Annotated in this window: 16 protein-coding genes and 1 other RNA gene; 6 read left to right on the top strand and 11 right to left on the bottom strand. The window is 32.1% G+C overall.

The window, feature by feature from the left end; genetic code table 11:
* Positions 1 to 24 precede the first annotated feature (24 nt).
* Together ACNFIH_RS20535 and ACNFIH_RS20530 are read right to left on the bottom strand one after the other, a co-directional pair.
* Entirely contained in the window at positions 25 to 669 is a 645-nt protein-coding gene (locus tag ACNFIH_RS20535) for a hypothetical protein (protein ID WP_426484558.1), read from the bottom strand.
* A gap of 95 nt (positions 670 to 764) precedes the next feature.
* Positions 765 to 2,867: a TonB-dependent receptor domain-containing protein gene (locus tag ACNFIH_RS20530; protein WP_426484557.1), complete on the bottom strand. Its 2,103-nt coding sequence runs from the start codon at positions 2,865 to 2,867 to the stop codon at positions 765 to 767.
* A gap of 265 nt (positions 2,868 to 3,132) precedes the next feature.
* Between ACNFIH_RS20530 and ACNFIH_RS20525 the strand changes: the two genes are divergently transcribed.
* Both ACNFIH_RS20525 and ACNFIH_RS20520 read left to right on the top strand, forming a co-directional pair.
* Positions 3,133 to 4,491 (top strand): sensor histidine kinase, encoded by a 1,359-nt coding sequence (locus tag ACNFIH_RS20525; RefSeq protein ID WP_426484556.1) that lies wholly within the window; start codon positions 3,133 to 3,135, stop codon positions 4,489 to 4,491.
* 10 nt (positions 4,492 to 4,501) lie between these two features.
* A complete protein-coding gene (locus ACNFIH_RS20520; protein ID WP_426484555.1) occupies positions 4,502 to 5,191 on the top strand; it encodes a response regulator transcription factor in 690 nt (229 codons plus the stop codon).
* A 32-nt stretch (positions 5,192 to 5,223) separates the two neighbouring features.
* Here the strand turns inward: ACNFIH_RS20520 and ACNFIH_RS20515 are convergent, their stop codons facing one another.
* Positions 5,224 to 5,766: a hypothetical protein gene (locus tag ACNFIH_RS20515; protein WP_426484554.1), complete on the bottom strand. Its 543-nt coding sequence runs from the start codon at positions 5,764 to 5,766 to the stop codon at positions 5,224 to 5,226.
* 180 nt (positions 5,767 to 5,946) lie between these two features.
* Here ACNFIH_RS20515 and ACNFIH_RS20510 point away from each other — a divergent pair, with 180 nt between their 5' ends.
* Positions 5,947 to 6,141, top strand: a complete 195-nt coding sequence (locus tag ACNFIH_RS20510; protein WP_426484553.1) for a hypothetical protein — start codon at positions 5,947 to 5,949, stop codon at positions 6,139 to 6,141.
* 93 nt (positions 6,142 to 6,234) lie between these two features.
* On the opposite strand, the gene ACNFIH_RS20505 is transcribed toward ACNFIH_RS20510, so the two are convergent.
* The gene (locus ACNFIH_RS20505; protein WP_426484552.1) at positions 6,235 to 7,485 is read right to left on the bottom strand and encodes a cation:dicarboxylate symporter family transporter; all 1,251 of its coding nucleotides are present in this window, start codon (positions 7,483 to 7,485) and stop codon (positions 6,235 to 6,237) included.
* Between the two features lie 31 nt (positions 7,486 to 7,516).
* Positions 7,517 to 7,850, bottom strand: an RNA gene (gene rnpB, locus ACNFIH_RS20500) — RNase P RNA component class A.
* A gap of 125 nt (positions 7,851 to 7,975) precedes the next feature.
* Here rnpB and ACNFIH_RS20495 point away from each other — a divergent pair.
* Entirely contained in the window at positions 7,976 to 8,269 is a 294-nt protein-coding gene (locus tag ACNFIH_RS20495) for a hypothetical protein (protein WP_142450793.1), read from the top strand.
* 104 nt (positions 8,270 to 8,373) lie between these two features.
* On the opposite strand, the gene ACNFIH_RS20490 is transcribed toward ACNFIH_RS20495, so the two are convergent.
* The 5 genes from ACNFIH_RS20490 to ACNFIH_RS20470 form a co-directional block, all read right to left on the bottom strand.
* Entirely contained in the window at positions 8,374 to 8,745 is a 372-nt protein-coding gene (locus tag ACNFIH_RS20490; protein WP_426484551.1) for a LysM peptidoglycan-binding domain-containing protein, read from the bottom strand.
* Between the two features lie 6 nt (positions 8,746 to 8,751).
* Positions 8,752 to 9,228, bottom strand: coding sequence for a BON domain-containing protein (locus tag ACNFIH_RS20485; RefSeq protein ID WP_426484550.1), 477 nt, complete (start codon positions 9,226 to 9,228; stop codon positions 8,752 to 8,754).
* Positions 9,229 to 9,396: 168 nt separating this feature from the next.
* Positions 9,397 to 9,876: a cupin domain-containing protein gene (locus tag ACNFIH_RS20480; RefSeq protein WP_426484549.1), complete on the bottom strand. Its 480-nt coding sequence runs from the start codon at positions 9,874 to 9,876 to the stop codon at positions 9,397 to 9,399.
* 51 nt (positions 9,877 to 9,927) lie between these two features.
* Positions 9,928 to 10,377 (bottom strand): nuclear transport factor 2 family protein, encoded by a 450-nt coding sequence (locus ACNFIH_RS20475; protein WP_426484548.1) that lies wholly within the window; start codon positions 10,375 to 10,377, stop codon positions 9,928 to 9,930.
* A 46-nt stretch (positions 10,378 to 10,423) separates the two neighbouring features.
* A complete protein-coding gene (locus ACNFIH_RS20470; protein ID WP_426484547.1) occupies positions 10,424 to 10,822 on the bottom strand; it encodes an NIPSNAP family protein in 399 nt (132 codons plus the stop codon).
* 179 nt (positions 10,823 to 11,001) lie between these two features.
* On the opposite strand from ACNFIH_RS20470, the gene dnaX reads away from it, so the two are divergent.
* The gene (dnaX, locus tag ACNFIH_RS20465) at positions 11,002 to 12,087 is read left to right on the top strand and encodes a DNA polymerase III subunit gamma/tau (RefSeq protein ID WP_426484546.1); all 1,086 of its coding nucleotides are present in this window, start codon (positions 11,002 to 11,004) and stop codon (positions 12,085 to 12,087) included.
* Between the two features lie 257 nt (positions 12,088 to 12,344).
* Entirely contained in the window at positions 12,345 to 12,761 is a 417-nt protein-coding gene (locus tag ACNFIH_RS20460) for a hypothetical protein (RefSeq protein ID WP_035650772.1), read from the top strand.
* 21 nt (positions 12,762 to 12,782) lie between these two features.
* On the opposite strand, the gene ACNFIH_RS20455 is transcribed toward ACNFIH_RS20460, so the two are convergent.
* Complete coding sequence (locus ACNFIH_RS20455; protein ID WP_426484545.1) at positions 12,783 to 13,361, bottom strand: NAD(P)H-dependent oxidoreductase; 579 nt, start codon at positions 13,359 to 13,361, stop codon at positions 12,783 to 12,785.
* Positions 13,362 to 13,369: the final 8 nt, after the last annotated feature.

Raw genomic sequence — 13,369 nt, 5'->3', positions numbered from 1 at the left:
GGGATTTTTGTTTTATTTCAGCTTTTAAACTTTCTTCTTTTTCAAATTAATATAATAGTTAATACCAAAACCAATCGTCCATTTTGTATCTACCCGACTGGCATTCGGACTTAATTTATTTAATGGCTTTCCGAGATCGACATTCTGCAGATCTAAAATGAGACTCATTGAATCTGAATATTCATCAGAAAAACTAAAAGTATAGCCAATTCCAATACCAAAAGACTGACTCCATTCTTTTGCAATTTCCATTTTACTGGAAGTAAAATTGCCGTTCGTATAATTATATGAATTTTTATGTGCTTCAATAGTCGAAATGGAATATTTAGGAAGAATTTCAAAATAAGAAACCAATTCATTTCCTAAAATAATTTTTGGACAAAAACTAAAATTAACTGCCGATACCGATCTTGTAATTTCAGCAATCATGACATTATTAGCATCAAGCTTACTGCTAGATTCCAGACTTCCTAGCAAACCGCTAATTTCAATTTCAGGTTTTATGTATTTACTCACATTGAATTCAGCTCCAGATCTTAAACTTAAAAAGCCTGAATTTTCAAAATCAGAATGTAAATAAATTCCAGCACCAACAAAAGGCTTAACAATCTGAGCATTAGCCAAAACAAAACTCAATAAAAATAAAACAGGCAATATTCTTTTTTTCATATTCTTTATTAGATTTCTATTCTTTTAATTACAATCTAAAGAACGTCACTTTTTTTCAAAATCAGTAAGAATAAGCTTAAAAATATTTTTAGTTTTTATCGGACTCTATTTTCGTTTTCATCAATATTTTTTTCTTTGAATTGGCTTTCTTTTATTTTTCCGAAGGAATATTTAATAGCAATCGAAACTTCATGAGCATCAACTACATATCTTGCTTTTGAACTAATATTATTAATCGTAAATTCTTCTTTTTCAATTACATTTTTAAAAACATTATTCCAGCTTAAAGTACAATTCCAGTTTTTAAAAAACTTTTTTGAAAGCGCCATGTCAAAAACAAATCGAGGGTTTCGTTCAAAAACACCTTTGTATTGCGTTGTAGCGCCCCACCAACCAATCATTATATTATAATCTTTTGGAAGCTTGAATTCATTATTAGAATAGAAATACAAATAAGGTTTTGAAGATAAAAATACCGCCGATGCATCTTCAATTTTTTCCAGAATAAAAATAACCGAATTATTCATTGTCCAAAATTTATATGTAAAAGGCACTTCAAAATCAAGGTTTAATCCCCATTCTTTATCAAAATTTACATCTTTAAAAGTCATGATATTTTGTTCATTATCAAAAAAGAAACTATTGTAAACCGGATTTTTATTTTGATAATAACTCAGTTTTACCGATTTATCATGATATTGAAAAGACGACGAAATTTCATTAATAATTGTTGGATCCAGAAAAACATTCCTTGAATACAAAAAATACGGATTAATGTATGTTGCGCCTTGACTTAACGAAGAGTAATTAGGTCTCGAAATGCTTTTTGCGTAATTTACGTTAATACTTTTTGTACTATCAATTGCATAAGTAAACTGCGCTTTCGGGAAAAAGTTGGTATAGTTTTTATCAATTAAAGGCAACAAATCGGTTTTAAATTTTCCGTTTACATTTGTGTTTTCAACTCTTAATCCAACTGAGAAATTGACTTTTTTTATTTTTCCGGAAAGCTGTGTATAAGCTGCCAAATTCTGTTCTTTAAAATCGTAATGACTTATTTCATCTTCGTTTGTTTTGTAGTCATAAATATCAATATCTGATTTTGACTTTGCCGATGAGTAGAGTCCGCCAACTTCTAATTTCATTTCATTTTTGAATTTTTTCTCCAAATCAATTCTTCCTGAAAAAACATTTACTTTAAATTTTTGGTTTCTGTTTTGCGCCAATTCAAATTCTGTTTCATTGAAATTATTTTGTACCTGACTCCACGATGTCTGATTAAAATCAGAATATTGAAATCCGCTAAAAAACTGCGTATTAATAGCTTTTATTTTCTTCGAATAATTTAAAAATGAGTTTACAAAATTCTTTTGCCCGTTATTATCACTATACGTTACAACATTATTTACTTCATCTTTGTTTTTATTATCTGTGATTGTATTTATTGGAAACATATCCGATTGAAGTTTGCTATTTACATTAAACGAAAAATAATCGTCTTCGTTTATTCTATAAAATAATCCGCCACCAAAAATATATTGTTTCCTTTTTGTACTAGCAGTTACATCATATATAGAAGCAATTTCGGCTGCTGGAATCTGATAATCAATACTATGATTCTCCCACGGATTCAAGCGATTGTAATTAAAATTTACTTTCCATTCTATTTTGTTTTTTTTGAAGCTAGAGTTAAATCCTAAGTAGTTATTGAAGTTCTTTTTAAAAGAAGCCGTTTCAGAAACTTCAGTTCTAAAACTGTCTTTTTTGCTAAATTTTCTGGTAATTAAAATCACGGCACGGCCTTCGGCTTCATATTTTGAAGATGGATTTTGAATGATTTCAATTGTTTTGATATCGGCGACAGCCAAAGCATTCAAATCATTCATTGTCACTTTTTGATTGTCGATATAAATCAGCGGAGTTCCTTTGCCGACAACCGTAACTTTTTCGCGATCTGAACTCACTTGCACCGCTGGCAATTTTGCGAGCAAATCAACCGGATTCGGAATTGAATTGTAAATTGAATTCGCAACATCAACTTTTATATTTCCGTTTGAATTGGTAAACGTTTTTTTGTTTCTACTGATGACGACTTCTTTCAAATGATTTGAAATTGAGTCTTTTGGCTTTTCATTTTGAGCATTCGCAAATAATGAAAGAAGAAAAAGAATAATTACGATTAGAATTTTTAGAGGCATATAAAACAAATTTTAGATTATTTTGATTTTGAGAAAATGCAAAAGTGGTTCTAAAAAGAAGTTCTGAAGGTTAATTGTAGGTTAATGCGCGGTTAATGTCTTTTTTGTTTTATAAAAGCATTATTTTTGGGTGGAGAAAAATGGCACACAAATGACACGGATTGAACTGTTTTACGCGGATTTATTTTTTAGGAGTCCGCTACAATTTAATCTGTGCTAACCGGTTCAATCTGTAAAATCTGTGGCCAATAATTCCAAACAAAAAATGAAACAAAGAATCAATTTATTAATCGCTTTTTCAGTCGTTGCACTTTTAGTTTTAACGGCTGTTCAATGCTATTTGGTAAAAACCACTTACGACTACAAAGTGGCGCAATTTCATACTCAGATTAAGAATGAAATTGCTCAAATCACTAATAATTACAGTGATATTGATTCGGCATTGGTTTCTAAAAAAGAAGCACTTTACAGGAGTTTATCTGAAAATTATATTCTTGGAAAAAACAGCAAATCAACTGTTAAAACCGGAATTTTAGAAAATGAATATAAAGATGCTTTAACCCAAAAAATTCAGCGAAAGTTTGAACGGGATTTGCCTAATTTTAAAATTGATTTTGCGATTGTTCTCAACAAATTTATTCTCTACAAAAACGCCAAAAAAGCCGATACAATTTTCTCTGAAAAACCTTTTATTGAAAATAAATTATATGGAAATCTGGCTTCTCTGAATCATGCTTTTTTGGTTCGAAGTTATGTTGGAACTACAAACGGAAGCTTTGAAAATCAGAGCTATCAATTGCTCACTGAAGATTCAATGTATGTTTCGGTAATTGATTGGGAAATGATTATTTTAAGACGAATGACCTTTGTTTTGGTTTTGTCTTTGTTTTCAATTGCTACCATTATCACCCTTTTTGTGATTGCGATTAAAGCTTTGATTAAGCAGAAAAAAGTCAGCGATGTTAAAACTGATTTTATCAATAATATTACGCATGAACTTAAAACGCCATTGGCAACTTTAGGAATTTCTACAAAGATTTTAGAACAAAAAAGCATTCGTGATAACGACGAAAATTTCAATTCGATTGTCAATACAATTTCGCGTCAAAACAATCGACTTCAGAATTTGATTGATCAGGTTATGGCAAATTCATTGGCAGAAAATGAAATTGAACTAAAAAAAGAAAAAATTGAAACCGAAGATTTTCTGCTTTCGATTGTAAACGATTTTAAAATTGCATTTCCGAAAATCAATCTTAAAACAGATTTCCAAACACAGAAAACCGTTTTAATTTTAGATAAATTTCATCTAACAACTGCGTTTCTAAATGTCTTGGAAAATGCTGTAAAATATGGCTCTAAAACCATTACCGTCAAAACGAGAATAGTTGAAAAACAATTATCCATTATTTTTGAAGATGACGGAATTGGCATTTCCAAAAACAAACAATCACTGCTGTTTGAGAAATTTTATCGTGTAGAACAAGGAAACCTTCACAACACAAAAGGTTTAGGTTTAGGACTTTATTATGTCGATCAAATCGTAAAAGCGCATCAGGGAACTGTTAGTGTGATTAGCGATTTAGGAAAAGGAGCTCAGTTTACTATTTTATTAAAAGTCTAATTACCTTATTTTGAAAAAATTACTTTTGGCCGAAGACGATTTTGATTTTGCTGCGATTTTAAAACAATATTTAGAACTGCATCAATTTGAAGTAATCTGGGCAGAAAATGGCGAAATAGCTTTAGACTATTTTAAAAACCAAACTTTTGATATTTGTGTTCTTGATGTAATGATGCCCAAACTGGACGGATTTTCATTAGCAGAAAAAATAGTCGCCATCAATCCAGAAATTCCGTTTATTTTTCTAACTGCGAGAAAATTAAAAGAAGACAAAATCATTGGATTAAAACTTGGAGCAGATGATTATATCGCAAAACCTTTTGAAGTCGACGAACTAGTTTTACGTTTGCAAAATATATTAAAGAGAATTGAGCAAAAAAGAAGTCTCGAAGGAAATAATATTATCGAAATTGGTTCTTATGTTTTTGATAATGAACGTTTAACACTCACTACTCAAAATCATATTCAACAGCTAACAGAGAAAGAAGCTTCTCTTATAGAATACCTATATCTAAATCACAATCAGTTATTAAAAAGAGATCAAATTTTAATGTCGGTTTGGAAAAAAGATGATTATTTCTCAGGACGAAGCATGGATGTTTTCATCAGCCGATTAAGAAAATATTTTAATTCTGATCCAAAAATCAAAATTGAAAGTGTTCGAAATATTGGATTGGAATTTAAAATAGAAAAACCTTGATTCGTCAAGGTTTTTCTATTTTATACTTAAAATTATTTTCCGATTACCCAACCTAAAGTAAAGTTTCCTGCAGGAAGAAATTCAGTTCTGTACTTATCAAATTGAACTCCCGGACCAACGCTAAATTCTAAATTGAATCTACCTTTATAAGTACGTTGCAATCCCCAAAGTACTGCCACTGCACTTGATGGAACATATGAAAAGTGCTCTGATTTTCCTGAAATAGGCGTAAAATAATAAGAAGCATTTAATGCTAAATAATTTCCAGAATTACGCTCTGTCCTTTTGCCTTTATTTGCTCTTTTTTGCAAATTATAATAATGTCGAAATTGTTCTGTAATTAGCGGCGCAATAACAATATTTGATTCTCCATAATAGTCACTATAACTATAGCCTAAACCCAAAGCTACTTCAGAATAAAGTGTGTTTTTTTCAGAAAATCCGTGTTCATAAACAAATCCCGGAAATAACATATTGATTTTAAATTGATTTTTTTCAACTGAAACTGGTGCATCATCTTGCGCATGAACATACGATGCGGCAAGAAGCAACATCAAAAAGTAAATTTTCTTCATATTTTGGTTTATCGATTAGTGGGCGTAAAAATAGTATTTAATCAATACGAAACCATTAAAAGAAAAAATATTTTCTTACAAAACTAGCCCTTGAAATCATATAATTTTCGTAAGTAATTGTATAACAGCATTTAACTAATACAAGGATAAATTTGTTATATAACTTTAAAACTAATCATCATGAACCTAAAAAGATTATTCGGCGGACTACTTACTGTTCTCGGAATTATAGGACTTATTTATACTGCCGTAATTTTTGCCGGCACTAGCGGAGAAACCAGAGATGTAAAATCTTTAATTATTTATGGAATTTTAGGAATCGTATTTTTTACGTCAGGAATCAGCTTGGTTCGAACTACAAAAGACGAATCGTAAGTTTAAGGTGCAAAGGGATAAGGTTACTTAGCGGCAAAGAATTTAAACCTTTGCGACTTTGCAACTTTGTCTCTTTGTAACTTTATCAAAAAATTATTGTTCAGAAACAGTACTCAAATTCAATTCTGTAAAATCTCTTTCTGTTTTTGAAATGATGATTGTTGCGACTGTATTTCCTATTAAGTTTGTTATCGCTCTGGCTTCGCTCATAAATTTATCTACGCCTAATAAAAAAGCCAAACCTTCAACTGGAATTTTATGAAGTGCAGTCAATGTCGACGCTAGAACTATAAAACCGCTTCCGGTTACGCCTGCCGCTCCTTTTGACGTAATCATCAAAATTCCTATTACGGTCAGAATTTCGAAAAAACTCAAATGTACATCATACAGCTGCGCCAAAAATATCACTGACATCGAAAGATAAATCGAAGTTCCATCAAGATTAAAAGAATAACCTGTTGGAATCACCAATCCTACAACCGATTTACTACAGCCCATTTTTTCAAGTTTTACCATAATGCTTGGCAAAGCTGCTTCAGAAGATGAAGTTCCGAGAACTAATAAAAGTTCTTCTTTTATATATTTTAAAATGGAAAGAATACTTATTTTATAATATCTCAGAATACTTCCTAAAACCAAAAAGACAAACAGCGCCATTGTCAAATAAACACAAAGCATCAATTTTCCAAGCGGAATCAAAGTTGCTAAACCAAATTTCCCAATCGTATAGGCCATTCCGCCAAAAGCGCCAATTGGAGCCAGATACATCACATATTTTAAGCCTGTAAAAACAACATTCGAAATTCGTTCTAAAACTAAAATCGTTTGTTCTCTTTTTTGATAAAAATTTAAAGCAATTCCGCAGACAATTGCAGCAACTAAAACCTGTAAAGTGAAATTGGAAAAGAAAAACTGCAACCACGAAAAATGTTCTGCTGAACTATTTGTATATTGGCTTGCATCTCCAATTTGCAATCCTGATTTGTCGATTTTCCCCGGCTTAAACAAATATGCCACTGCAACTCCAATTGCTAAAGCAACAGTTGAAACAACTTCAAAATAACCTAAAGCTTTTACACCAATTCGGCCGACTTTCTTTAAATTTCCCATTCCGGAAATTCCTAAAACAATCGTCAGGAAAATAATCGGACCAATAAAAAGTTTGATGAGATCAATAAATCCTTTTCCAACTTTTTCCATTTTAATTCCATTTTCAGGCGAAAAATGTCCGAGCAAAATTCCGGCAATAATCGCAATCAAAACCCAAAAAGTGAGGTTGGTAATTATTGTCTTAAAAAGACTTTTTTTATTTTTTGAAGAAGTATTTGGAGCTGGAATATTCATGAAAATTAGTTAGATAGTTTCACAAATATATAAAAAAAGCAGACCTATAAGCCGGATTCTGTTCTTGTCTCGTTTTGCAACGAAACAATACCTTATCATTTATCTAGATCGAACATTACTGCGCGACTCAAGCTACCTACCCTTCAACAACGGACGAGAAGCCCTTAAATGCTGATATACTTGGTATTTCACCGCATAGAGTTTACCTGGTTTCACTACAGCATTACCTGTACATACTTTCTGCTGCACTTGTCCTAATCCCGATAGCTATCGGGACCGACGGGTGTTACCCGCTATGCTTCTCTATGGTGTCCGGACTTTCCTCCCTCCCGATGAATCGGAACGACGATAAGGCGGTCTGCGGTGCAAAAGTAACACTTTATAAGTGAAGAATAATGATTTTAAATTTTCCATTTTATGAATCATATCATAACTTTTTAATTTTAAAATAGTTATCTTTAAAATTCCATAATTTTTAAATTCAGTTATCATGAAAAGAATGTATCATTACGCAACTGTTTCAAAGGCTTTAGATCAATTGAATGAGAAAGGATTTACGTGCGATTTTAATCGAAATGCTGACATGATTAAAAAGAATCCTGAGAAATTTGAAATTGTTCATGTGTATCGATACGAGGGTGAATCAGACCCGGGCGATGAGGCAGTTGTATACGGAATTAAATCGACTACAGGCAAAAAAGGAGTGTATGTTGCTGGCTTTTCAGCCGATTCAGATCAGGAAACAGCACAGTTTTTATTCAATTTAAGTATTAGGGGAAGGTAGTTTTTTAAATCCCAATCTGAAGTTTGGGAAAAAGAAAAACCCAAATTCTAATCTTACAAGGTGTAAAATTGGAATTTGGATTTTTTTATTGGATCTTTTCAATATTATACTATCGGAATTTTCAATTTCCAGCCAGGCTGAATCAAATCAGGATTTGAAATAATATCTTTATTTGCTTCGAAAATATCCTGCCAGGAAACACCATAAGCCTTTCCGATTTTAGAAAGAGAATCACCAATTTCAACTGTGTACTCTCTTAAAATTTTTTCTTGGACTTCAATATTCATCACCACGTCTGCCGATCTGTATTCGGGATCTGCTTTTTCATAAGCATCCCAAAGTTTGTCTTTGTCGGCTGCTGATTTTGCTACACCGTCAATATACAATACATGATCTTGTTCGCGTATTTGCAAATTTTCAATTCCTAATTCAGAAGCTAAATCCACCAACGTTTTATATTTATCTTGTAAACTCATAACCTTTTATTTAATAGTTAATTTATTATCAACTTTTTTAGGTTTCAATTCCTGTACACTTTGAATTAAAGGCTGAAGTTGCTCTTTTTTGATTTCTCCAGATAACGTTACAACACCGCCTACTACGGTAGCACTCACGCCATCATAAGCTTTTATAACTTTACCCACCGATTTATCGAGATCATTATCCGGATTAATTACAACTGCTGCAGCTGCGGGTTCTACATTTGGTTCTGGAATCTGGCAGTTGTTTATAACCGATTTGACTCCTTCAACTGATTTCACTGAACGTTCGATATTTTTCTTGAAAACTTCATCATCACAGTTTCCAACAATTGTAGCAACACCATCATGCACAGTTACATGTATACCTGCTGTATTTAATTTTTCGCTTATTTGTTTTTCTAAGTCAGCATCCTTTGGGCTGCAAGACAGTAAAGAAATGGCAAGCCCCATTCCCAATATAATTGATTGAATTTTCATAACGCTTTATTTAATAATTAAGTATCTAAAATTAAATAGATTAAGTTCTAAAACTTTATACGATATGATTATGGGTTTTATATTTTTTCCAGTACTTTTTTTTAAAAGAAGTCAAAGCTTAAAATAAGATTTAAGCTAAAAGCCGGAATTGAAGTTAAAAACAAAAGATTAATCCAAATAATCCGGCGGAAACATTTCTTGTCCGTATTTTACAAAAATGGAATTTATTTTTTCTTTCTTTTCAATTTCAGAAGCTGAAGAATTAGTTTCCATATAACTTGCAATTTCTTCAAACAAATCATCTAAACCAGCGGGAGTAACTGTACATAATAATTTAGCCGGTTCGTTACTCAGGTTTTTAAATCCATGTACTATTCCACCTTTTGGAATATTGACAAAAGCATTTTTCTTCGCAATATAAATCCCTAATTCCGATTTAAAAGTAACCTCGCCTTCCAACACAAAAAAAGTTTCTGCAAAATCAGGATGTGCGTGCGGATTTGGTCCGGCGCCAGGCGGAACTGACATTTCGATTACAGCATATTCGCCATTCGTTTCTTTTCCTGAAATGACAATACGGTAATTTCCTCCGGCAATTTTTAATTTATGTCCTTGGGTTTCGTCGACGGTTATTATTGGATTTTTCATTTCGTTTTTTATTAATTTTTTCTTTTTCTTCTATATAAAGATGAAAATTATCTATTCATGCTGTGTCACGTCATTATATTGCCAAAGCACATTAATAATTTTCCATTCGCCATTTTCCTTCACAATGTGCATATAATCAATCCATGCATCAGCAAATAATTTAACCGATGCTGTTTTAGCAGAAACATCTAATAACTTAATTTCTTTTCTAGGATTCTTTGGAAACTTATCGCCTTTCACATTATAAGTTTCTGCCAGAATAACCATATTTTCAGCGAAGAATTCTGAGATATAATCTTTTTGAGCGACTTTATTTCTGAAAACAGATCTTTTTACCATTCTTGGATGCAGTGCACTTTCCATCAATTTAGGATTCGGATTATGTTGCGCTTCGATATAAGCTAAAGCAACGCGTTTAATATCTAAAGTATCTTGTTTCGTTTGTGCGTGAATTTTAAAAGAATAAAATATTATTGTAATTAGTGTTAGATATTTTTTCATGTAAATAAGTTTAGAATTCATCATATTGATTATTGTCAGCTTCGTTTTAATTCGGAGAATAATCAAGTTTAGTCAAAACCCGATCTTCAATATTCCCCACAACATCACCGTGTTTTTTAGTAAAATCTTTTTTAATTTCGATCCATTCTTTATCAGCTTTAAAACCTTCCCATGCTTGTTTCATTGTTTTTTCGTCTGGCCATTCCAGAAAATAAATAAACTCGGTTTTCTTGTCTGATTTTGATTCATAAATAGAAGTAATTTTAAAATTGTATTTTTTCATGATTCGCATCGCGTGATCGCGAAAACGCTCATGAAAATGATTTTTGTTGTTTTCAAAAATTTCATAAATACGCAACTGATAAACAGGGTTTGCTTGTGCTACATTCTGTGCTTTTGAAATAAATGTTGTAACGAATAATAAAGTCAATAAAAATAGTTTCATTTTAGGTCTTATTAAGGTTAAACTTGTAGTAAAAATATGAAAATCCTATTTATAAAATTAAATTAAAACACGTTACTTTCTCAAATTCAAACCACTTATAAATGACTCAAAGATTTATTAATTTCAGATTTGTGATTTGGTAATTTTCAGACTATATTTGCTATCGAATAAAAAAGAATATGGAACAATTTGTAGTATCGGCACGTAAATATCGCCCGCAGACCTTTAAGGATGTTGTGGGGCAAAAAGCCATTACAAACACATTGTTGAATGCTATTGACAGCAATCACCTTGCTTCTGCTCTTTTATTCACGGGACCGCGTGGAGTTGGAAAAACTACTTGTGCACGTATTTTGGCCAGAAAGATAAATCAGCCTGGATATGATGATCCAAATGAAGATTTTGCATTTAACGTTTTTGAGTTAGATGCTGCTTCAAACAACTCGGTTGATGATATTCGTAATCTGATTGATCAAGTTCGAATCCCGCCACAAACCGGACAATACAAAGTATATATTATTGACGAGGTTCATATGTTGTCTTCGGCTGCTTTTAATGCTTTTCTAAAAACATTAGAAGAACCGCCAAAACACGCTATTTTTATTTTAGCAACAACAGAAAAACACAAAATCATTCCGACGATTTTATCTCGTTGCCAGATATTTGATTTCAAAAGAATTACAGTAAAAGATGCTAAAGAACATTTGGCTGATGTTGCTGCGAGTCAAGGAATTAATTTTGAAGATGATGCACTGCACATTATTGCTCAAAAAGCAGATGGTGCAATGCGTGATGCTTTGTCTATTTTTGACCGCGTAGTTTCGTATTGCGGAACTAATTTAACGCGTCAGGCTGTAACTGAAAACCTAAACGTTTTAGATTACGAAACCTATATTTCAATCACAGACTTGATTCTGGAAAACAAAATTCCAGATTTGTTGATTGCCTACAACGACATTCTTTCAAAAGGTTTTGACGGACATCATTTTATTGCTGGTTTAGCATCTCATTTTAGAGATTTATTAGTAAGCAAAACTCCTGCGACTATTGCGTTATTAGAAGTTGGAGAACAGGCACAACAAATGTATGGTGTTCAATCGCAGAAATGTTCTCAGGATTTTTTATTAAAAGGAATAGACATTGCAAATGACTGCGATTTAAAGTATAAATTGAGTCAGAATCAGCGACTTTTAGTTGAATTATGCTTAATGCAATTAGCCTCTATCAATTTTGATGGAGAAAAAAAAAAGCTGAGCAATTCATAATTCCGCCTACTTATTATAAAAATGGAAGCTTTTCGATTGTTGAAGTCCAAACCTCAAAATCGAAAGTTGAAAGTCAGGCTGTTTCTGAAAATACAAAATCAGAAAATATAACTGCTCCAACTGAAGTTGAAAGTCCAAAAAACACAACTATTTCTGAAACTCCGAAAGTTCAGACTTCACAAACTCCAGAAACAGAATCTAGCAATACTCCAAAAGTTTCTGCTTTTTCTCTTGCCAGTATCCGTAAGAAAAAAGAATTGGAACAAAGCAGCAAATCTTACGTTAAACCTTCTTCTGTATTACCTACCGAGGAATTTAACGAAACTGACATGCTTTTGCATTGGAATAAATATGCGGAGCGTTTAGGTCAGAAAGGTCTAAAAATCATGGAATCTATCTTATTGATCAGCGATCCTGTTTTAAACGGAACAAGAATCACTTATGAATTACCAAATGAAGGTTCTAAACTGGAATTTGAAAGTCAGATGAATGGATTACTTGGACATTTAAAAGGACATTTGCACAACCACGACATTACAATCGAGGTAATTGTAAATGAACAAGCTGAAACCAAAAGAACTTATAATAATCAGGATCGTTATAATCGCCTTTTAGAAATCAATCCAAATCTTGAACTTTTGCGTTCAACATTTGGACTGGATTTAAAAGATTAATCTTTTTTTGATTTCAGAAATTTATTTATTCTGAAATCCGAAATTATAAACTTTCTCAAGCCATTTTTTTCTCTGAATTTCATCGGCTGTTTTTATAATTCCGATGTAACTCACTTTTACTGGTTCTATTCCGCAAAATTCCAAAGTTGATTTTCTTAATTGATTTACACTTGGTCTTCCAAAAAACAATCGATAATACCAGCCTGGCTGATCTAAAGTTGTTATGATATGAGCTGTTTTTCCTTTAAGAAGTTTATCCCACCAAACCAAATTCTCTCTGTATTGAAAAGCCATTCCGGGCAGAAATAAACGATCAATAAAACCTTTTGTGATTGCCGGAAGTCCGCCCCACCAAACGGGATGAATCCAAACTAAATGATCAGCTCTTTGGATTTTCTCCCAGGATTCAATTAAATCCGGTTCTAATTCAGTTCGTTTTTGATAACCAAACTGCAAATTGGGATTGAATTTTAAATCGGCAATTGCAATTGTTTCAACTTGAGTTCCAGAAGCAATTGCGCCGTTTTTATAAGATTCAGCAATTCCGAAATTGAAACTTGCTGGATTAGGATGTCCGTTTATAATTAGTATTTTTTTCATATCATTTT

It is taken from the genome of Flavobacterium sp. 2 (assembly GCF_049949195.1).
Lineage (GTDB): Bacteria > Bacteroidota > Bacteroidia > Flavobacteriales > Flavobacteriaceae > Flavobacterium.
Note: the sequence above shows the minus strand (reverse complement) of the source record. Positions and strands in the feature narration are given on the sequence as shown.

Coding starts and splice junctions, on each gene's coding strand:
- ACNFIH_RS20535 (WP_426484558.1), bottom strand. CDS start 669: ATGAAAAAAAGAATATTGCCTGTTTTATTTTTATTGAGTTTTGTTTTG.
- ACNFIH_RS20530 (WP_426484557.1), bottom strand. CDS start 2,867: ATGCCTCTAAAAATTCTAATCGTAATTATTCTTTTTCTTCTTTCATTA.
- ACNFIH_RS20525 (WP_426484556.1), top strand. CDS start 3,133: ATGAAACAAAGAATCAATTTATTAATCGCTTTTTCAGTCGTTGCACTT.
- ACNFIH_RS20515 (WP_426484554.1), bottom strand. CDS start 5,766: ATGAAGAAAATTTACTTTTTGATGTTGCTTCTTGCCGCATCGTATGTT.
- ACNFIH_RS20510 (WP_426484553.1), top strand. CDS start 5,947: ATGAACCTAAAAAGATTATTCGGCGGACTACTTACTGTTCTCGGAATT.
- ACNFIH_RS20505 (WP_426484552.1), bottom strand. CDS start 7,485: ATGAATATTCCAGCTCCAAATACTTCTTCAAAAAATAAAAAAAGTCTT.
- ACNFIH_RS20495 (WP_142450793.1), top strand. CDS start 7,976: ATGAAAAGAATGTATCATTACGCAACTGTTTCAAAGGCTTTAGATCAA.
- ACNFIH_RS20490 (WP_426484551.1), bottom strand. CDS start 8,745: ATGAGTTTACAAGATAAATATAAAACGTTGGTGGATTTAGCTTCTGAA.
- ACNFIH_RS20485 (WP_426484550.1), bottom strand. CDS start 9,228: ATGAAAATTCAATCAATTATATTGGGAATGGGGCTTGCCATTTCTTTA.
- ACNFIH_RS20480 (WP_426484549.1), bottom strand. CDS start 9,876: ATGAAAAATCCAATAATAACCGTCGACGAAACCCAAGGACATAAATTA.
- ACNFIH_RS20475 (WP_426484548.1), bottom strand. CDS start 10,377: ATGAAAAAATATCTAACACTAATTACAATAATATTTTATTCTTTTAAA.
- ACNFIH_RS20470 (WP_426484547.1), bottom strand. CDS start 10,822: ATGAAACTATTTTTATTGACTTTATTATTCGTTACAACATTTATTTCA.
- dnaX (WP_426484546.1), top strand. CDS start 11,002: ATGGAACAATTTGTAGTATCGGCACGTAAATATCGCCCGCAGACCTTT.
- ACNFIH_RS20455 (WP_426484545.1), bottom strand. CDS start 13,361: ATGAAAAAAATACTAATTATAAACGGACATCCTAATCCAGCAAGTTTC.